Annotated in this window: 17 protein-coding genes; 2 read left to right on the forward strand and 15 right to left on the reverse strand. The window is 67.0% G+C overall.

The genetic code is table 11. From position 1 onward, the window contains the following. From DUPY_RS10700 to DUPY_RS10755, 12 genes are all read right to left on the reverse strand, one after another. The coding region (locus DUPY_RS10700; protein ID WP_070247854.1) for an NAD-dependent epimerase/dehydratase family protein at positions 1-914 on the reverse strand (914 nt) is incomplete at its 3' end. Then, a complete protein-coding gene (locus DUPY_RS10705) occupies positions 911-1,900 on the reverse strand; it encodes a fumarylacetoacetate hydrolase family protein (protein WP_070247856.1) in 990 nt (329 codons plus the stop codon). The genes DUPY_RS10700 and DUPY_RS10705, both read right to left, overlap by 4 nt. 19 nt (positions 1,901-1,919) lie before the next feature. Beyond that, positions 1,920-2,498: a cupin domain-containing protein gene (locus tag DUPY_RS10710; RefSeq protein ID WP_070247901.1), complete on the reverse strand. Its 579-nt coding sequence runs from the start codon at positions 2,496-2,498 to the stop codon at positions 1,920-1,922. A 16-nt stretch (positions 2,499-2,514) separates the two neighbouring features. Further along, positions 2,515-3,666: an MFS transporter gene (locus DUPY_RS10715; protein WP_070247858.1), complete on the reverse strand. Its 1,152-nt coding sequence runs from the start codon at positions 3,664-3,666 to the stop codon at positions 2,515-2,517. Positions 3,667-3,677: 11 nt separating this feature from the next. Then, complete coding sequence (locus tag DUPY_RS10720; protein WP_070247860.1) at positions 3,678-4,817, reverse strand: FAD-dependent oxidoreductase; 1,140 nt, start codon at positions 4,815-4,817, stop codon at positions 3,678-3,680. Positions 4,818-4,836: 19 nt separating this feature from the next. Then, entirely contained in the window at positions 4,837-5,205 is a 369-nt protein-coding gene (locus DUPY_RS10725; RefSeq protein ID WP_070247862.1) for a Rieske (2Fe-2S) protein, read from the reverse strand. A gap of 8 nt (positions 5,206-5,213) precedes the next feature. Then, the gene (locus DUPY_RS10730) at positions 5,214-6,167 is read right to left on the reverse strand and encodes a VOC family protein (RefSeq protein WP_070247864.1); all 954 of its coding nucleotides are present in this window, start codon (positions 6,165-6,167) and stop codon (positions 5,214-5,216) included. Next, entirely contained in the window at positions 6,164-7,345 is a 1,182-nt protein-coding gene (locus DUPY_RS10735) for an alpha/beta hydrolase family protein (protein WP_070247866.1), read from the reverse strand. The genes DUPY_RS10730 and DUPY_RS10735 overlap by 4 nt, the downstream gene beginning before the upstream one ends. Positions 7,346-7,354: 9 nt before the next feature. Further along, the gene (locus DUPY_RS10740) at positions 7,355-9,733 is read right to left on the reverse strand and encodes an efflux RND transporter permease subunit (protein ID WP_070247869.1); all 2,379 of its coding nucleotides are present in this window, start codon (positions 9,731-9,733) and stop codon (positions 7,355-7,357) included. Further along, positions 9,730-10,809 (reverse strand): WD40/YVTN/BNR-like repeat-containing protein, encoded by a 1,080-nt coding sequence (locus tag DUPY_RS10745; RefSeq protein WP_070247871.1) that lies wholly within the window; start codon positions 10,807-10,809, stop codon positions 9,730-9,732. Before DUPY_RS10745 ends, DUPY_RS10740 begins: the two co-directional genes overlap by 4 nt. Further along, positions 10,809-12,155: a DUF1329 domain-containing protein gene (locus DUPY_RS10750; RefSeq protein WP_070247873.1), complete on the reverse strand. Its 1,347-nt coding sequence runs from the start codon at positions 12,153-12,155 to the stop codon at positions 10,809-10,811. Before DUPY_RS10750 ends, DUPY_RS10745 begins: the two co-directional genes overlap by 1 nt. Before the next feature lie 18 nt (positions 12,156-12,173). Then, a complete protein-coding gene (locus DUPY_RS10755; RefSeq protein WP_070247875.1) occupies positions 12,174-13,850 on the reverse strand; it encodes a DUF1302 domain-containing protein in 1,677 nt (558 codons plus the stop codon). A gap of 122 nt (positions 13,851-13,972) precedes the next feature. On the opposite strand from DUPY_RS10755, the gene DUPY_RS10760 reads away from it, so the two are divergent. Both DUPY_RS10760 and DUPY_RS10765 read left to right on the forward strand, forming a co-directional pair. Beyond that, positions 13,973-14,911 carry a LysR family transcriptional regulator gene (locus DUPY_RS10760; RefSeq protein ID WP_070247877.1) on the forward strand — a complete coding sequence of 313 codons (939 nt, stop codon included), beginning with the start codon at positions 13,973-13,975 and terminating at the stop codon, positions 14,909-14,911. Between the two features lie 68 nt (positions 14,912-14,979). Further along, the gene (locus DUPY_RS10765) at positions 14,980-15,768 is read left to right on the forward strand and encodes a cyclase family protein (RefSeq protein ID WP_070247879.1); all 789 of its coding nucleotides are present in this window, start codon (positions 14,980-14,982) and stop codon (positions 15,766-15,768) included. A 90-nt stretch (positions 15,769-15,858) separates the two neighbouring features. On the opposite strand, the gene DUPY_RS10770 is transcribed toward DUPY_RS10765, so the two are convergent. The 3 genes from DUPY_RS10770 to DUPY_RS10780 are packed head-to-tail and all read right to left on the reverse strand — an operon-like array spanning position 15,859 to position 18,493. Next, entirely contained in the window at positions 15,859-16,620 is a 762-nt protein-coding gene (locus DUPY_RS10770) for a FadR/GntR family transcriptional regulator (protein WP_070247881.1), read from the reverse strand. 44 nt (positions 16,621-16,664) lie between these two features. Further along, entirely contained in the window at positions 16,665-17,288 is a 624-nt protein-coding gene (locus tag DUPY_RS10775; protein WP_070247883.1) for an ABC transporter ATP-binding protein, read from the reverse strand. Positions 17,289-17,296: 8 nt separating this feature from the next. Beyond that, entirely contained in the window at positions 17,297-18,493 is a 1,197-nt protein-coding gene (locus DUPY_RS10780; RefSeq protein ID WP_141749505.1) for a DUF6136 family protein, read from the reverse strand. Positions 18,494-18,534 lie beyond the last annotated feature (41 nt).

Here is an 18,534-nt window from a genome sequence, read left to right on the forward strand (position 1 = left end):
CGGAAGCCGGCAGCCAGCGCAGCGGGCGTGTGCAGCGGCGGGTAGCGGCCGAACAGCGCAGTGAGGGTGGCATCCTCCACGTGCGAGACCAGCGCCTTGCGCTCGTCCCCGTAGCGCCGCGCCAGCGCAGCCAGCACCTGCGCCATGCCCAGATGCAGTACCGGCAGTTGCCAGGTACGCGACGATGATGCGGCCGCGGTGGGCATGGTGGCTGCGTGCAGCAGGTTGTCCACGCAGCATGGCAGTGACATCCACCACGCGGTAGCGTCAACCGGTACCGGGCACACATATGGTTCGCCGGCAGCGATCCGGTGCATGACCAGGCTCATGAACGCCGAGCCGTGGCCCGATTCGGTGGCCGGGCGGGCGACGATGCCAGGCAGGCGCAGGCTGACGGCATCGAGTTCGCCGCGCCGGCTGGCGTCGGCCAGCGCGATTTCGGTCATCAGCTTGTGGGCGCCGTAGGTCAGTGCCGGTTGCGCCGGCTGGTCTTCGTGGACGGCACCGCTCCCCAGCGGCCCGTACACCGCCACCGAACTGGCAAACACCAGCCGCGCCACGGGGCCGCCCTGGCGTGCCTGCTGCACCAGCCGGTCGGCCAGGGCCAGCGTGGCCAGCAGGTTTACCTCGTGGCCTAGCGCCGGTTCGCGCTCGGCCAGGGCGCCGGGCACGCTGGCGAGGTGGAATACGCGGTCGGCCGGCACGGCCAGCACCTGGTCCAGCAGCGCTGTACCGCCAAACGAGCCGCATACCCGGCGAACATTGGCTGCGGCGGGTGTGGCGTCGAAGCGCTGGTCGATCAACGTCAGCTGCTGCGATGGCGATGCCCCGTCACCGAGCAGGCGCCGCACCAGCGCGCGGCCGACAAAGCCATTGGCGCCGGTGACCACCGTATGCAATACCTTGTCACTCATGCTGGTGCCTGCGCGCACACCACGGTCTGCTCGATGATCCCGAACGGACCGGCACCGGCGCCTGGCCAGCGTGCCTCCATGCGTACCCGGTCACCGAAGCGCATGAAGCCGGTGCGCGGCGCGCCATGGTCGATCACCTCGATCACGCGCCGCTCGGCAATGCAGGCCGAACCGGCCGCGCGGCTGGCATTGGAGACGGTGCCGGTGCCGATGATGGCGCCAGCGCGCAGGCGCCGCGTGCGCGCCGCGTGGGCGATCAGGTCGCCGAAACCGAAGCTCATTTCGCCGCCGTTGGGCTGGCCGAACGGCGCCTCGTTCCAGGTCACCTCCAATTGCAGGTGTACGCGGCCATCGGACCAGCCGCTGCCCAGTTCATCGGGCGTGACGGCCACAGGTGCAAAGCTGGTCGAAGGCTTGGCTTGCAGGAAGCCGAAGCCGGTGCGCATTTCACGCGGGCCCATGGCACGCAGGCTCCAATCGTTCAGCTGCACCACCAGGCGCACGCAATCGAGCGCGCGGTCCGCGTCCACGCCCATCGGCACGTTGGCGACGATCACGCCGAATTCGCCCTCGAAGTCGATGCCGTCCGCCTCGCTGGGCAGGGGCACGTCGTCGTGGGGGCCGAGGAAGTCGTCGCTGGCGCCCTGGTACATCAACGGGATGGTGGCCAGGTCGGGAATGGGCGCCGTGCCAAACGCCTTTTCCATCAGGTTGGCGTGGTTGAGGAAGGCCGAGCCGTCGCACCACTGCGGGCTGCGTGGCAGCGGCGCGGCGCAGCGGCGCGGATCGAACGGTTGGCTGGCAAGCTGGCCGGCGTTCAGGGCGTCGTAGCAGCGGCGCAGGCCCGCTTCCAGCTCTTCCCAATGCTGCACGGCGTAGAGCAGGGTAGGGGCCAGCACGCCGGCTTCCACGCAGCAGGTCAGGTCACGCGAGACGATCAGTAGCCGGCCGTCGAGGGTATGATCTTGCAGGGTGGCGAATTTCATGGTTTCTCTCGAATAGGGTTCAGCGCTGCGCCAGCGCGGTGGCAAGCGCCGGGTCGTAGGCGGCGTCGATCAGCACGAACAGCATGCGGCACGGGCGCTGCGAGCGATTGGCCCAGGCGTGGTTGGTGCCGCGCTGGATCACCACGCTGCCGGGCAGCAGCCGTACTTCGGAATCGTCGAGCACCAGCGTCATCTCGCCGTCGATCACCACGCCGTAGTCGACCGACTCGGTGCGGTGCATCAGCGGATGCGGCGAGTGGGCGGCAACCGTGGAGGCGCCAGCGTCTCCGGCCTGGGTAAAGGCGCCGTGCATGCGTGCGGCGCCGTGGGCCAGGAAGTCGGCGGTGTCGGGCGGGATATCGACAAAGCGCATCCGGGTGCCGTTGGCCGGCGGCGGCAGCACCAGCGGGCCGAGGGTAGGATCGGCGCCGTTGTCGGCCGGCGCCGGCGTCACGCTGGTATTCCACACTTCGTGGAAGACGGTGCCGGGGATGGCGGTCAGTTCGACCACGGTGGGCAGCGCACCGGCGCTCGTGACGACGGCTTTGCCGTCGGCGTCGTGGCCGGTGACCACGCGGTGGATGGGAGGCAGGGACATGATCATTCCTCCTTGGTCAGGACAGCACGGCCGCAGGGCGGCGGCCGGCACGGGCAAAGCAGAACACGGCCACGCAGCCGATGGCCACGGCGGCCGCGCCCAGCGCACCGTAGCCGGCGCTCTTGACCAGCGTGCCGCCCAGTACCGGGCCGATGGCCGCGCCCATCATCAGCATGGCCGGCGTGGCCGACAGCGCCCGCCCGCCCGTATCGAGTTGCGCCACCAGGCCGAAGGCAAAGGTATGCGTAAAAATCATCACCGCCGCGAACAGGGCGCCGGCAAACGCATAGGCCGCGTAGCCGCTGCTGGTGGCAATCGTCAGCGCCAGGGCAGCCTGCACCACCGGGCCGCCCAGCACCACCAGGTGGGCTGGCCAGCGCCGTTCCAGCAGGGCCGCCAGCGGCGCCGGCAACAGGTTGACGAAGCCCAGCGCGATCAGCACGCCGGTCACCGCGCCCGGCGCAAAGCCGCGGTCGGCGCCGATGCGTTCGAGGAAACTGAACATCATCGCCTGCACCAGTCCCATGCAGCCGATGCCGAAACCCGCGAACCACACGGCCGGCGCAATCGGCGCCGCTGCCAGCGCGCGCACGGTTTTTTCCACCAGCGCCGACGGGAAGGCCAGCGCCGCCACCACTGCTGCCACCAGCATCACGCCGGCAAATACGCGGAACAGTACCGGGCCACCCAGGCTGGCGATCAGGCCCGGCATCAGGCCCAGGAACACGATGGCGAACACGCCCAGCGCCATGCCCGCCATGGCGAACATGCGGTGCGGGCTGCGGCAGCGGCCGATGGTGCCGTGGGTCATACTGAGCGCGGCGCCGGCAGCCGCCCCGGCCACCGCGTGCAGCACGGCCATCACGGCGTAGTCGGTGGTGAGCGACACGCCGAAAAATGCCAGCGCCGCCACGGTGAAGCCGGCTACGGCAACCATGCCGGTGCGCAGCCGGGGAAAGCGCGGTGCGCAGACCATGCTGCTGATCACGGCACCCAGGAGAAACAGCGTGGCCAGTGCACCGGCACGCTGCGGATCGAGGCCGTAGCCGGCTATCAGGGCGCCAACCCAGACCGGCAGCGCCACCAGGTCGACCATGCCGGCGCAGTGCGCCACCATCAGCGCGATGCGGCCAGGCCAGCGCTCGGCGCGTTCATTGTGAGTATTCATGACCGCTCCTGTCAGATCGGCGCTGCAAGGGCCATGTGGGTGGCGTGCATGATGCTCGAATGCTCGGCCTTGTCGCCACCGGTGATCTCGATCTCTCCCAGGCGGCGGGAGTTTTCCACCACCATGCGGCAGCGCTCCCAGCGCCGCGCCTCGAATCCCGCCAGCGCCTCTTCGATGGTGGCCGCGCCATCGAGTTCGTCGGCCAGCACGATGGCGTCCTCGATGCCGATGCAGGCGCCAGAGGCCATGTGCGGCGTGGTGGCGTGCACGGTGTCGCCGATCAGCACCACGCGGCCGCGATGCCACGGCTGCGGGATCAAGAGCGCTTCGAGCGGACGATAGACGATCTGCACGTCGGCGCCCGGTTCCAGCAGCTGTGCGCGGCATTGCTGCATCAGCGGTGCGGCGAAAGGGGCCAGCAGGTCGGCCAGCATGGCGGGAAAGCGCGCCGGATCGATCTGCACGTTGTCGGCGCGGTCTTCGGTGACGAACAAATACATCAGGTCGCGCGAGACCGGGTTGACGCCGGTCTTGACCTTCGGTCCCACCCACATGGTGGCGCGCGCCAGTTCGGGCGGGCGTGGCAACACCGCGCGCCACACGCACTGGCCGCTGTAGCGCGGCCTGGGCGCCTCCGGCATCAGCATCTCGCGCACCTTGGAATACAGGCCGTCGGCGCCGATCACCAGGTCGTAGTCGCCCGCCGTGCCGTCGGTAAAGCTCACTGCCACGCCCTCGGCGTGCTCGCGCAGGCTGCTGAAGGTGCAGCCGAGGCGCACCTTGGCACCGCTGGCAACCGTCGCTTCGGCCAGGATTTTCGCCAGCACCGGGCGCATGATGGCGCCACCACCGGGCACGTCTTCGCCAGCGATGCGCGGCGTGGGCAACGTGGCAAGCAGCTGGCCGTGCGGCAGGTGCATGTCCACGCCGTCCGCTGCCGAGCCCTGTTCGAGGAACTGGTCGAGGATGCCGAGCGTTCTGAATGCGCGCAGCGTGGCGCCGCCCAGGCTGATGCCGGCGCCGTACGAGCGCCAGCCCGGATCGATCTCGGCCACTTCCACTTCCACGTCCAGCTTGCGCAGCTGGATGGCAGCGGACATGCCGGAAAAGCCGCCGCCGATAATCAGGATTTTTTTTGCTGGTGATGTCATGTGTGTCTCCGTTGAGTGCTTAGTCTTGTTTTGGGTGGTGCTGTTCAGCGGTCAGATGCACTGCGCCGCTGGCGTCTACCGCCAGCTTGACCGGCGTCAGTGCCTGACCCAGGCAGGGACCTCGCACGCAGGCGCCGCCATCGATCTCGAACAGCGCGCCATGCGCCGCGCAGACGATGTAGGTGCCCTCGGCGTTCAGGTATGCGTGGCGGCGCCACGCCATCGGCGTGTCGCCGTAGTGCGGGCACAGGTCGCGGTAGCCGTGCAGGCGCGCGCCCTGGCGCACCACCAGGATGCTGTCCTGGCCCGACCCTTCCGGGTCGAAGCCGCGCGCCTCGCCATCGGGCAGGTCGTCCAGGTGGCACAGCACGATGTCGGTCGCCTGCATTGCGCCTCCTAGCCTGGTTTGCCGGCGCCGGGCGGCGGGCCACCGGCGGGCGCCCACTTGTCGCGCTGCTGGAACAGGAACAGCTGCGAAGCGTCAGCGCTCATCGGCACGTCGCGCGCGCGCCAGGTGGTGTCGTGCAGGTCCATGTCGGCGTCGTACTCGACGTGGCAGCCCAATGGGCTGTTGAAATACCAGAACCAGTTGGACCCCATCTTGTGGCGGCCGGGGCCCCAGAACGACTGGTAGCCCTTGTTGACGAAACGGGTACCTGCCTGCATCAACTCGGTCGGGCCGCCCAGGTGGAAGGTGAAGTGCTCCACGCCCTGCATGAACGGCGGGGTCTGGATCATGAACAGGGTGTGGTGGTCGAGCGTGCCGGCCGGTTGCAGGAACGGCCCGGCGCCCCCGAGGCGGTCGGTGCAGCGGAAGCCCAGCCGCTCGACATAGAACGCCTCGGCCCTGGCGATGTCGGGCACGAAGTACACCACGTGCGACAGGGTGCGCGGCACGATCACCGCGTCTTCATTCACCGCCACCACGTTCGGTGCGCGCTGGGCCGGCGCACCGGGCGCGTTGACTGCTTCTGCTGCCAGTTCAAACGGGCGACGCACGGTCATCTGGAAGCCGAGCACGAAACCCAGGTCGTCGCGCGCTTCTAGCGAGCCGTCGGCCAGCCGACGTACTTCGCGGTCCTTGCCCAGTTCCGCAGCGATGGCGTCGAGCGTGGCTGCATCGCCCACGCCGTAGACGGTCTTGCGCAGCATGGTGCGGGTGGGCAGGGGCGCCGGCAGCGCCGGGTCGTCCTGGTGGGCGATAACGACGGCGGTGCCGTCGAGTGCCTCGAAGCGGCCGCCGGCGGCGGTTACGTCCAACGGTGTCAGGCCGTAGTCGGTCAGGTACTGGGCGCAGGCGTTGACGTCGTCCACGCCGAAGATAAGAGCATCGGGTCCGATGATATTCATGATTGCTTCCTGGTTGGTTGAATGGCGACATGGCCGCCGAGGGCTTCTGCTACCCAGTCGGCGATGTAGGCACCGGCGTTGGCGGAGTTGTCAAAGCTCGAGTGTTGGACGCCGCCTTCGCGTTCGGTGAAAATTTTCAGTTCCCGCCGGGGGCTGTTGACCAGCTGGTCGTAGGTGCGCTGGGCCCAGTGCACCGGAATCTGGCTGTCCTTGCTGCCGTGCGTGACCAGGAACGGCACGCGGATGCGGCCGAGCACGCCGTCCAGGTGGACGTGTTCGGCGATGCGCATGAAGTCGTCCATGTCTTTGGCGCCCCATACCCAACGCACGTGTTCCCAGTAGTGCGGTACCGGGAAGCTGCCTTCCTTTTGCAGGCGCTTCTTTTGCACGTCGCGCCAGTCGTGGTTGGCGCCCCACACCACGCCGCAGGCAAAGCGCGGCTCGAAGGCCACTGCGCGCGGGCAGTAGTAGCCACCCAGCGAAACGCCTTCCATGCCGATGCGCTTTGGATCGACATCGGCACGGGTCTCGAGCCAGTCCACCACCTTGCTGGCCCAGCGCTCGCTGTCGTAGACGGCGGTCAGGCCGTGCAGGCGCAGTGCTTCGCCGGTGCCCGGCTGGTCGACGATCAGCGACGATACGCCGCGCTGCGCCAGCCAGCGCGGCAGGCCAACGCGGTATTTCATCTCCTTGGTCGAATCGAGGCCGTTGACCTGCACCAGCAACGGCGCCGGCCCCGCCACGTTATCGGCGCGCACGTACAATGCCGACAGCACGCCGCCTTGATACGGAATTTCCACCCGCTCGCAGTTCTCGCCGGTCAGCGCAATGCCCCTGGCGAAAACATCGAGGAAGCGCTGGTAGAGGGCCATGCGGCCTTCGGAACCATGCGCCTGCAGGCGTTCAGCGGTGAGGTAATAGGTGGCGGCGCGACCGTACTTGTCGCCGGCCGAGATCAGGCGGCCGCGCGCCTCGTCTTCGCGCGCCAGGTCGCACAGCTTGTCGGCCATGCGCACCCAGGTGGCGCGAAATGCCTGCGAACCGGCGGCGTCGGGCTGGCTGGCGGCCTCGCGCAGCGGTGCGCACATCTCCTCGATTTCGCCCATGCGGGCGCCCATTTCAATGGCGAGGTTGATCGAAAGGTCCCAGACATAATTGGTGGGGAAGTAGCGAAACATTGAAGCTCCTCAGGTTGAAATTGGTTGAACGTTTGGCACTGCGGCCGGCTTGAGCAGGAAGTGCGCCAGGGCCGGCACCAGGATCAGGGCGCCGAGCATATTCCAGAGGAACATGAAGCCCAGCAGCAGGCCCATGTCGGCCTGGAACTTGATCGGACTGGCCACCCACGTGATGACGCCGATGGCCAGTGTGACGCCGGTGAGCATCACCACCTTGCCGGTGAAGAGCAGGGCGCGGTAATAGGCGGTGGACAGGCTGGCGCCCTGGCGCAGCTGCGCCAGCGTGATGCTCAGGATGTAGAGCGCGTAATCGACACCGATGCCTACACCGAGCGCGATCACCGGCAGCGTGGCCACCTTGACGCCCATGCCGAAGACCACCATCAATGCCTCGGCCAGGACCGACGTGAGCATCAGCGGCAGTACTGCGACCAGCACCGCGCGCCACGAGCGGAAAGTGACGAAGCACAGCACGATTACGGCCGCATACACCAGCAGCAGCATGCGACGCCACGCGTCCTGCACCACGATGTTGGTGGCCGCCTCGATGCCCGCCGAGCCGGCCGCCAGCAGGAACTGCACGTCCCTGTTGTTGTTGGCAGCGGCAAAGGCTTCGATGTGCGTGACCACGCGGGAGAGCGTGTCGGCCTTGTGGTCGCGCAGGTAGGCGTACACGGTGAGCAGGCCGCAACTGTCGTTGTACAGGCCGCGCGGAGCGCCGGCGGTGACGGTATTGAGCATGTCCTGGTTGGGCAGGAACTCGTACCATTTCGGATTGCCCTCGTTCAGCCCCGCCAGCACGCGGCGGTTGAGCAGCGCCAGGCTGTTGGTGCTGTCCACGCCGTCGATCTGGCGCAGCTGCCATTCCAGCGCGTCGATCTTGTTGAGGGTGTCGTACTGGGCGCACTGGCCGTCCGGTGTCTTGACCATCACCGCCAGCACGTCGCTCGAGGCGCCGTAAGCTGCCGAGAGAGCGGCCACGTCACGGTTATAGCGGCTGTCGGCGCGCAGTTCGGGGGCGCCGGGATCGAGGTCGCCGATCTTGAGCTGGCTGCTCAGCGCATAGCCGGCAGCGGCCAGCGCCAGCGCCACCACGATCGCGCCGATGGCCCAGGGCCGGTACGTAAAGCGGTCGAGCAGGGCCCACAGCGGGTGGCGCACCTGGCCGGAGGCGTCGGCCGCTTCGGTGCGCAGGCTGCGTTCGGCCGCGTTGGCGCTCACGCCGGTATAGCTGAGCAGGATGGGCAGCAGGATCAGGTTGGTCACGATCAGCATGCCCACGCCCAGCGAGGCGGCCACCGCCAGTTCGCGGATGACGGCGATGTCGATGGTCGAGAGCACGGCAAAGCCCACGGCGTCGGCCAGCAGCGCGGTCAGCCCGGCCAGGAACAGGCGCCGGAACGTAAAGCGCGCCGCCACTAGCTTGTGCATGCCGCGTCCGACGTCCTGCATGATGCCGTTCATCTTCTGGGCACCGTGGCTCATGCCGATGGCGAATACCAAAAATGGCACCAGGATCGAGTACGGATCGAGCGCATAGCCGAGCATGGGCAGCATGCCCAGTTGCCACAGCACCGCCACCAGCGACGCTAGCACCACCAGCGCCGTGGAGCGCGCGCAGCGGGTGTACCAGTACACCATTGCCGTGGCAATCGCCACCGCGATGGCAAAGAACAGCAGCACCGCGCGCACGCCGGCGATCAGGTCGCCCACCAGCTTGGCGAAACCGGTGATGTGCAGGCGCACGCCTTGCTGTTCGTACTTGGTGCGCAGCGCTTCCAGGCGCTGGGCAAAGGCGCCGTAGTCGAGCGCCTTGCCGTCGCTATCCCTGACCAGCAGCGGCACGTAGATTACGCTGGAGCTGCCGTTGAAGGCGACCAGCTGGCCGATCTCGCCGGAGCGGGCGATGTTGGCGCGCAGCTGCGCCAGGCTGGTGGCGCTGCCGTCGTAGCCGTCCGGGATCACCGGGCCGCCTTCGAGGCCGTCTTCGGTGACGCCCACCCAGCGGGTGGACGGCGTCCACAGGGACTTCATCTGGTTGCGGGCCACGCCCGGCAGCAGGAATACTTCCTCGCTCAGCTTGCGCAGTGTTTCCAGGTAGGCGGGGTCGTAAATGCTGCCGCGCGGGTTGTCCACGCCGATGCGCACGGCATTGCCGAGGCCCGTCAATTCGGCCTGGTGGGCCAGGTAGTTCTGGATGAACGGATGGTTGGTCGGGATGGTTTTTTCGAAGCTGGCATTGATCTCCAGCCGGCTGGTTTGCCAGCCCAGGAATACCGTCACCAGGGCGCAGACCAGCATCACCAGCAGCCGGTGGTTGAACAGCAAGCGCTCGACGGCGGAACCGGAGGCGCGGTCGAATTGTTCGAGGTTTTCCACCATGTTCATGGTGCGCTCCTTGCTGCCACGGCCAGCGCCGGCACCATGGCCACGCCCTGCACGCCGAGCGTGAGCAGCGTGCCATTATTCAGATCGAGCACGCCGTTCAGTGGCGGCAGCGGCGCGTGTGATGCCGCCAGCGGCACCAGGGCGTTGTCGCGCGCGGTGAGCAGCATGCCGGCCTGGTTGGCGAACAGCAGCGAGCCGTCGGCGCGGGTGGCGGACGCGGTGATCGTCACCGGCAGCGGCGCGGCCAGTTGTGCCCAGGTCGTGCCGTTATCTGTCGAGCGCCAGACATTGCCGCGCAGGCCAGCCAGCACCAGCGTGTCGGCCGCCGGCAGTTCGGCGCTGAAGAAGCTGCCCTGGTAGGGCATCGGCAGGCGCTTGAATGTGGCGCCGCCATCGCGCGAGAACAGCGCCAGCCCGCGTTCGCCGCCAACCAGTATGGTGTCGCCACGCTGGCGCACGGTATTGAGGTGCATGCCCTTGGGGTTGTCGAGGCGGTCCATCCACGACGACCAGGTGCGCCCGCGGTCGGCGCTGGCCAGGGCCAAGCCGTAGGCGCCCACGGCCAGCATGCGCCCACCGCCGAGCAGGCAGACATCGAGCAGCGGCTTGTCGGCGCCATCGGCCACCAACCGCTCGGCGTCGCGGATGGCGGCTTCGTTGCCGTTGCTGCGGGCGGCAGCCAGCGCCAGGGTGGCGATGCGTTCGCCATCGAGCACGCGCTGCCACGTGGCGCCGCCATCGGCGGTGACGAGGATCACGCCGGCATGGCCGACCGCCACGCCATGCTGGTCGTCGGTAAAGCGCACGGCGGTGAGCGTGACGCTTGTCGGCACCGCAGCCTGGTTCCAGGTCTTGCCCTGGTCGTCACTGAGCAGCACCACGCCGCGCTCGCCCACGGCGACCAGGCGCTTGCCGGCCGTGGCGGCGCCGAGCATCACCGACTGCGCGGCCCGCGCTGCCGCGCAGTCGGTGATGCTCGGCGCCGCCACGGCCGGCAGCACCGCCGCCAATGCAACTGCCATCACCGCAGCGCGCAACGCCCGCACGCCCGGTCGCAGGGAAGAATGCAGCAACATCAGCGCGCACCCTCGCCAGCCATGGCATCCGGCGTGAACACGCTGTCCTGGTAGCGTGGCTTCAGCGCGTATTGCGACGGCTTGGAGTTGAACAGGTCACCCACGAACGCGGTACCGGAGATCAGGTCGGTGAAGCCGAACGCGCCGATCACGGTGCCCGGCAGGTCGGGCGCCACAAAGGTCTGCGACCACAGGGTTTTCCACAGCTGGCCGTTGGCGTCCCAACGGTCGCCCAGCACGCAGTTCCAGGTGTCTTCGTCGCAGTAGTAGCGGCTCTTCGGCGCCTGGTGGCGCTGGCCGGCGCGCAGAGCGGCTTCCACTACCCACACGCGGTGCTTCTCCCAGCGCACGAAGTCGGGATTGAGGTAGGCCTTGCCCAGCACCTCGGTGTCGGACTTCGGTTGCAGCAGCTTGTTGCCGTTGTAGGGGATCAGCATTTCCTGCTTGCCGATGATCTTCCAGTCGAAGCGGTCGGTGCGGCCGGTCCAGGTGGAGAGTTCGTCAAAGCTCATCACGCCGGCGGTGGCCGGGGTAGGGGTGTCGCAGCACGGGTTGGGCAGCTTGCGCACGCGGCGCTGGCCGGTCAGGTACACCCACGCCTGGTCTTTGCTGGCGTCGATACTGTTGCGCCCCACGATGGCTTCGCCGGCGCGGATCGGCGGCCCGGTGTTGATCAGGCGGATCAGCCACTGCTCGTTGGATTTGGCGAACTGCTCGAGCGTGCCGTCCTGGAAGTAGTAGGGCATCTGCTGGTCGGCGATGCCGGACGTGGTCAGCACCGCCTTGCCGTCGGCGGTAAGCTGGTATTGGCTCAGTGGCACTTGCCACGAGCTGCCGCGCCAGCGCAGCACGTGGTTCCACATCACTTCCGCGCCGGACTTCGGGATAGGGAACGGGATGCCGCCGTAGGCGCCGCTGGTGACGTCGGCCGTCAGCTTGGCCCGGGTGGCGTTCTTGAATGTGTTGTCATACACCCACTGCGGCGCAGCGGCGGTACGGTGGGTGGTGTACACGTCGAGCCGGTAGTCGGGGTATTTTCTGAGCAGGGCCTTGGTGCCGTCGGTGAGCATGGCCGCGTACTGGTCGGCGTTTTTACCGGTCACCACGTATAGCGGCTTTTCGTCCTTGAACGGATCGCCACGGCGGCCACCGGCCTTGTCGCCGGCGATCGGCGTGGTGTAGCCGCCGGTCCAGGCAGGAATCGAGCCATCCTTGTTGCCGGCTTTTTCGGCGCCCAGCGGCGTCAGTTCGGTCTTCAGCTTGGCCGCCTCCTCGGCGGTGGCGGCGTAGGCCGGGGTGCCCAGCATGGCGGCCAGTACGGCCAGGGTTGTCGTCGTGGTTTTCATGGTGTCTCCTTGATGTTTTTAGAAGGTGCGGCGCAGCGACAGCGCAAGGTAGTCGCGGTCGGCCAGGGCGTTGCCGCTGGTGTAGACCGGCGCGCCGTTGGTCTGCAATGGGCGGTAGTTGACGAACGGTTCGGCCTTGCCCAGGTATTGGTTGTAGCTGACCGAGAACTGCCATACACCCTGGTACGTGCCGTCGACGCCCAACGTGGCGGTGCCGGTGTGCTTGGCGCCCCAACCGAGGCCGGTCACCGACGAATAGCCATCTAGCGCATAGCGCACGCCGATTGGCACGCTCAGGTCCAGGCCCGGCAAGGCTTGCCGATAGGTGGGCGTGTAGATCATTTGCAGGGCGCTGGCGTCGCGCGTGCGCAGACCATCAAGGGTGTGATTCGGATCGTTCTGCGACAGTGCGCGGTTCCATGCCAGTTCGCCGATGAACGACGATTCGCGCGCCAGCCAGTTCGGCCCCAGGGAGCTGAGCCACGACAGGTTGACGTGGGCGGTGCGGCCGGTGGCAAACCCCGGCTGCGGCTGCACATTCGGGTACACCACGTTCTGGTTCGTCAGTGGCATGTTGTTGCGCACCGAAGCCTCCAGCGCAAAGCTGGTATTGCCGATGGCGTGGGTGGCGCTGGCACCCCAGGTAGTGATCGCGTCGGGGAAGATGTAGTACCAGCTGCCTGGGGCCGCGCTGGTGACGTTGAGCTGCGAGTAGAACTGCCCCGACTTGTCGTGGTAGCGCGCGGCGTAGAAACCGATGTCGGTTTCGTCGAGCCGCCATTTGAGCTGGGCGCCGAACTGGCCGTGGTCTGACGGCTTCTGGTCGGCACCCGGCACCAGCATGCTGCCGCTGACGATTTCCGGCAGCGTGGAGCCGCCCCAGATATTGTTGGACGTGTTGAAGTAGCTGCCGGCCGGCGCCATGCGGTCGGCCTCCCAGCGGAACTGGTAGTAAGCACCCAAGGTCAATGCGGGGCTCAGGCGCAGCTGGCCGGAGACCTGCGGCACCGGGCGGATGATTTCCTTGAACTGGGCGTTGGGCGACGATTGCAGCTTCATCACGTCGGTCGGACCCTGGGCGCGGGCGATGCCGTTATCGCCGAAGAACAGCGTTTCGCCGTACACCAGCGCGTGCTGGCCCAGGCGCAGATTCAACTGGTGACCGTCCAGCGGTTCCCAGCTGCCGAAGACGAATGCGTCGAGCAGTTCGGCCTTGCGGCCGGCAAGCTTGCGCGTGGCGTCCGGAACAGCGTTGTAGGGCGACTGGCCGTTGGCGGTGTCGGTGGCGTCGGTTCTGCCGTCATAGGCCTGGTCGTACCAGCCGGCGGCGCTGATGCGCATGCCGAAGTCCTTGCGGTACACGGCGTCGAATTCGCTCAGCAGGTCGATGCGCTTCGAGACCCAGCCCTTGTTGCGGAAGTTGTCGTCGCCGGCGTTGAAGTTGAGCGCCTGTGGAAACGCCGACGCCGGCACGCCCGGCACCAGTTGCCGGGTGCTGTCGGCCAGCAGCGGATTGGCGTCGCGCAGGCGGTACATGGCGCCGATTTTGACGGTGTTGTCGAAGCGGACGGACCAGTCGGGGTTGGCGATTTCGAGGTCGGCAGCGCGGCCTTCGAGCGCGCCCAGGGTGGCTGCAGCGAGCAGGCCAAGGCGCAGGAATGCCGGCCGCGCGGCGGCTGCCAGTGGTTGGTTCATGGTGTCTCCGTTGATGTTTTTATGTGGTGGATTCAGTTTGCCTCCGGAGTGCATATGTGTAAAATTGATTGTATGCATTCAGCATATCGACGCCGTCGATACATAGGTGCGAAGGAGACGCGGTGCGCTACAACAAGCTCGACCTCAACCTGCTGGTGGCGCTCGACGCCATGTTCACGCTGCGCAGCGTGAGCCGCGCGGCGGAGCAGTTGCACATGAGCCAATCGGCGCTCAGCAGCTCGCTGGCGCGATTGCGCGAATACTTCGACGATGATTTACTGGTGCAGGTGGGGCGGCAGATGGAGCTCACACCGCGCGCCGAGGTGCTGCGCGAAGCGGTGCGCGATGTGCTGGTGCGGGTGAATACGACGATTACCGCCACGCCGCATTTCGATCCCGCGCAATCGGACCGCGAGTTCCGTATTTTCGTCTCCGACTTTTCGATGGCAGTACTGATCCCGCACCTGCTGGTGCTGGCGCGCGAGCAGTCGGACAGCGTGCGCTTTCACCTGCTGCCGCAAACCCGCCAGCCGCAACGCACGCTCGAACACGGCGACGCCGACCTGCTGGTGATCCCGCAGGACTTCTGCTCGTCCGAGCATCCGACCGAGCACCTGTTCGATGAAGAGTTCTGCACCGTGGTGTGGAATGGCAGCCGCTATGCGCAGGCAGGGGAGATGACACTGGCCGATTACGAGGGCGCAGGCCACGTGGTAATGCAGCCGCCAGGCATGGACCGCACCATCGAATACCTGTTCATGGAGAGCACCGGCATCAAGCGCCGCGTGGAAGTGACCACGTTCAGCTTCCTGGCGGCGCCTTACCTGGTGGTGGGTACCGACCGCATCGCCACCGTGCACCGCCGGCTGGCGAACGAAGTCAAACGCGGCCTGCCGGTGACCACGCTGCCGATGCCGCTGCCGATGAAGCACTTGGCGCAGTCGATGCAGTGGCATAAATATCGCACACAGGACCCGGGTCTGCTATGGCTGCGCGGCCTGCTGCAGCAGGCGGTGCTGCGCATGGATTCCGGTATCGATACCGTCGATGGTGAGCATTGAACGAAGTGATTGGTCAGCCGGCGCAGCGGCGCTTAGCATGGCGGCACGAGACCCTGAAAGGACCTGCCATGTCACGCCGATTTGTCGATTTGTCGATCTACCTGGAAAACGAAGTTCTGTCCGACCCGCCCATGCTGGCGCCAAAGATCGAGTACCAGAAACACGCCGAAACGGTCGGCGAATTCATGCACCTGCTGCCGGGCACCAAGCCGTCCGACTTTCCCGATGGTGAAGCCGCCGCCGCCGAGTGGGTGCGTCTGACCACCCACAGCGGCACCCACCTCGATGCGCCCTACCATTTTCATTCGACCATGAACCGCAAGCTGGGCGAGGCGGAGCGCTCGATCACGATCGACGAAGTGCCGCTGGAATGGTGCTTCCAGCCCGGCGTGAAACTCGATTTTCGCCACCTGCCCGATGGCCACGTGGTCACTGCTGCCGAAGTGGATGCGGAGTTGAAGCGCATCGGCCACATCTTGCAGCCGCTGGAGATCGTGGTGATCAACACCCGCGCCGGCGAGCGTTATGGCCAGAGCGACTACGTCAACTGCGGCTGCGGCATGGGCTATGAAGCGACCATGTACCTGCTCGAGCGCGGCGTGCGCCTGACCGGCACCGACGCCTGGAGCTGGGATGCCCCGTTCAGCTACACGGCGAAAAAAATCGCCGAAACCGGCAACGTCGACTTGATCTGGGAGGGGCACAAGGCCGGGCGTGACATCGGCTACTGTCACCTGGAGAAGTTGCACAACCTCGAGGCGCTGCCGCCGACCGGATTTACCATCAGCTGCTTTCCGCACAAGATACGGGCCGCGTCGGCAGGGTGGACGCGCGCCGTCGCGATTTTCGAAGAGTGACAGCGCCTGAAAAACCTCCATAGCGGCGTTGCAGCGCCTCGCCGTACTTGCGTACTCTCTTCGGCGCTGCGCCTTGCTCTGGAAGTTTTGTCAGGCGCTCTCGGTTTTCTGCTGCGCCTGGTGCCGCTCGTGCACCTGGCGCAGCCGCTCACGGCTGTTACTGAGGTGCGTGCGCATCGCCGCGCGCGCCGTTTCCGGCTCGCCGCGCGCAATCGCGTGATAGATGTCTTCATGCTCGTTGGCCATGCGCGCCAGGTAGCGTACCGGGTCGTCCTCGGTCAGACGCACCGGGTCGATGCGCGCGCGCGGTATCAGGTTCGTGCCCAGGTGGTCGAGGATGTCGTGGAAATAGCGGTTGCCCGAGTACTGGGCGATCAGCATGTGGAAGCGGATGTCGGCTGCCACCGTTTCCTGTCCCGCGCGGGCGGTGGCAATAAAAGTATCGAGCGCCGCGCGCAGTTCGGCCAGTTGCTCCGGCGTGCGTCGGCTGCTGGCCAGGCCGGCCGCCTCGGTCTCGATGCTGATGCGCAGTTCGAGTATGGCCAGCAGGTCGTGCACCGTGACCACGGTCGCCGGATCGAGGCCCAGCACCACGCCGGTACGCGGCGGCGCGCACACGAAGGTGCCGATGCCGTGCCGGGTTTCCACCAGCCCCGCTGCCTGCAGGTGCGAAATCGCCTCGCGGACCACGGTACGGCTCACGCCCAGCAATTCCATGAACGCCGATTCGGTCGGCAGCTTGTCGCCGACCTTGAGCGTGCCTTGCCGGGTTTGTTCGTTCACGTATGCGACCACGCCTTGCGCGAGGTTGCGGTGTTTTTTGGCGGGCGGCGGGGTGATGGCAGAGTTCATGGCTGAGGATCGTGAAAGAGTGAAGCTGGGGCGCAGGATAACATTTATCGATCCGCTTGCAGCGACTCGAACGCCACCACCTGCGCCCCCACGGCCTGGGCAAACGCCTGGTCGTGGCTCGACACGAATACCACCGCATTGGCGCTCTTTTCACGCAGCAGGTCGACCAGTACCGCGTGCGCATCGAGATCGAGCCCGTTCGACGGCTCGTCGAGCAGCAGTACCGACGGATCGCCGATCCACGCTGCCGCCAGCATCAGCTTCTTTTGCGTGCCCAGCGACATGTCGCCGCAGCGCGTGGCCAGGTGGCCGTCCAGGCCGAAGCGCTCGACCACCGCGCGCACCTGCGGCGTCAGCTGGCAACGCTTGGCGTGGGCGACAAACGCCAGTAGCTCACTGCCGGTGATGAACGGGTAGATCGGACATTCGTCGGGCGCGTACGCCAGCCGCAATTTGGCCTCGACCGGTTGCTCATGCAGCGCATGGTTGTCGATCCAGACTGCGCCGCTGTCCGGCGGCGTCACGCCGGCCAGCACCCGCAGCAGCGTCGATTTGCCGATGCCGTTGGGGCCGCGCAGCATGTAGGCGCCCGGTGCGCAGGCCAGGTTGATCGAGCGCAGTATCTGCCGCGATCCATACGATTTACATACTTGTTCAACACGCAGCATGGCAGTCCTCAAGTCAGGCAGGCAAAGGTGGCGGCAGTCCACAGGCCGGTAACGACGGTGCCGATCACCACGGCGTGGCGGTCGGTATGCAGGTGCGGGAGCGATAATGCCGCCAGCAGCACGAGATACGACGCCACCGACGCCGCGCCGTGCCGAGGCGTGGTCGCGCCCATGTGCCAGGCAGCGATGGAGAGCGTGGCCAGCATCGGCAGGCAGCACGCGCCCACCACCGCCAGGTCGAACGGCCGCCACCAGCGCGGCGCCAGCGGCAGTGCGCCGAAATAGTCCACGCTGGCCACGTGCGTCAGGTGCAGGAAGCGCAGCATACCGCTCATGATCAGAACCACCACGCCTTGCGCAATCACGATCATCGGGAAACTGCGGGCATCGCCCTCGAAGACGCGCGCCAGGCTCCAGGCGCCGGCCGTAATCAACAGCGCGGTCAGCGCTTTGCCGGTCAATTCATTGCGGCGCGCGCGCCAGAGCATTGCCAGCGACAGGCGCCACGGTCCGAAGCGGGTGACTGCGCCGTTGCCGGCATGGCTGATACGCGGCAGCGTAAAGCGCCTGCGCACGGCCGGATCGGGAGCAGGGGAGCCGCGCCACGCCGCTACCACTGCGCAGGCCCCCACTAGCAGCTCGACGGCTGTCGCCGCCCGCGTGCCGAAACAGGCAGCCAGCAGCACGCACGCCGCCGCCAGCGCCAGGGTTTGCACGCTGGCCAGCCGCTGCTTCAGCACGGCCAGCTGTACTACGAGGGCCAGCACGATCACGTCGCCGAGCAGCAGCGTGTGCGCTAGCGGGCGCTGGTGGGCGATGGTCACCGCCATGGCGCCTATCGCCAGCAGCAGCAAGGGGCCGTTGGCCAGCACCAGCACCAGCACATCGACGTGGCGCAACTGGCGCGCGGTGTATGGCAGCGACTTGAGGAAGCCCATGAACGGCCCACCCTCGATCTGCGCGCGCTGCATGCCGGCCCAGAGGCCCGCGAACGCCAGCAGCGCGCCCAGGTGCACGCTGCGCTGGACCACGTCGTGGTGCGGCGCCAGCAGCGAAAGCATGGGATAGGCCAGCGTGGCGATATTGCTGAGCAGCGAACTGCCCAGGGCAGCGCTCAAGCCGAAGAACAGCACGGCCGCCTGCCAGCGCCGCAGCAGCAGGCGCGCCGTGGTGACCGTGTACCAGCGCAGGCGGTGGGTAAGCAACGAGTTGGCGAAGATGGTGCGCTCCAGGTGATGGCGATGTC

The sequence above is a fragment of the Duganella phyllosphaerae genome, from assembly GCF_001758785.1.
In the GTDB taxonomy this organism is placed as follows: domain Bacteria; phylum Pseudomonadota; class Gammaproteobacteria; order Burkholderiales; family Burkholderiaceae_D; genus Rugamonas; species Rugamonas phyllosphaerae.

Excerpts from the sequence above, each read along its gene's own strand:
- DUPY_RS10705 (WP_070247856.1), bottom strand. The coding sequence starts at position 1,900 with ATGAAATTCGCCACCCTGCAAGATCATACCCTCGACGGCCGGCTACTG.
- DUPY_RS10710 (WP_070247901.1), bottom strand. The coding sequence starts at position 2,498 with ATGTCCCTGCCTCCCATCCACCGCGTGGTCACCGGCCACGACGCCGAC.
- DUPY_RS10715 (WP_070247858.1), bottom strand. The coding sequence starts at position 3,666 with ATGAATACTCACAATGAACGCGCCGAGCGCTGGCCTGGCCGCATCGCG.
- DUPY_RS10720 (WP_070247860.1), bottom strand. The coding sequence starts at position 4,817 with ATGACATCACCAGCAAAAAAAATCCTGATTATCGGCGGCGGCTTTTCC.
- DUPY_RS10725 (WP_070247862.1), bottom strand. The coding sequence starts at position 5,205 with ATGCAGGCGACCGACATCGTGCTGTGCCACCTGGACGACCTGCCCGAT.
- DUPY_RS10730 (WP_070247864.1), bottom strand. The coding sequence starts at position 6,167 with ATGAATATCATCGGACCCGATGCTCTTATCTTCGGCGTGGACGACGTC.
- DUPY_RS10735 (WP_070247866.1), bottom strand. The coding sequence starts at position 7,345 with ATGTTTCGCTACTTCCCCACCAATTATGTCTGGGACCTTTCGATCAAC.
- DUPY_RS10740 (WP_070247869.1), bottom strand. The coding sequence starts at position 9,733 with ATGAACATGGTGGAAAACCTCGAACAATTCGACCGCGCCTCCGGTTCC.
- DUPY_RS10745 (WP_070247871.1), bottom strand. The coding sequence starts at position 10,809 with ATGTTGCTGCATTCTTCCCTGCGACCGGGCGTGCGGGCGTTGCGCGCT.
- DUPY_RS10750 (WP_070247873.1), bottom strand. The coding sequence starts at position 12,155 with ATGAAAACCACGACGACAACCCTGGCCGTACTGGCCGCCATGCTGGGC.
- DUPY_RS10755 (WP_070247875.1), bottom strand. The coding sequence starts at position 13,850 with ATGAACCAACCACTGGCAGCCGCCGCGCGGCCGGCATTCCTGCGCCTT.
- DUPY_RS10765 (WP_070247879.1), top strand. The coding sequence starts at position 14,980 with ATGTCACGCCGATTTGTCGATTTGTCGATCTACCTGGAAAACGAAGTT.
- DUPY_RS10770 (WP_070247881.1), bottom strand. The coding sequence starts at position 16,620 with ATGAACTCTGCCATCACCCCGCCGCCCGCCAAAAAACACCGCAACCTC.
- DUPY_RS10775 (WP_070247883.1), bottom strand. The coding sequence starts at position 17,288 with ATGCTGCGTGTTGAACAAGTATGTAAATCGTATGGATCGCGGCAGATA.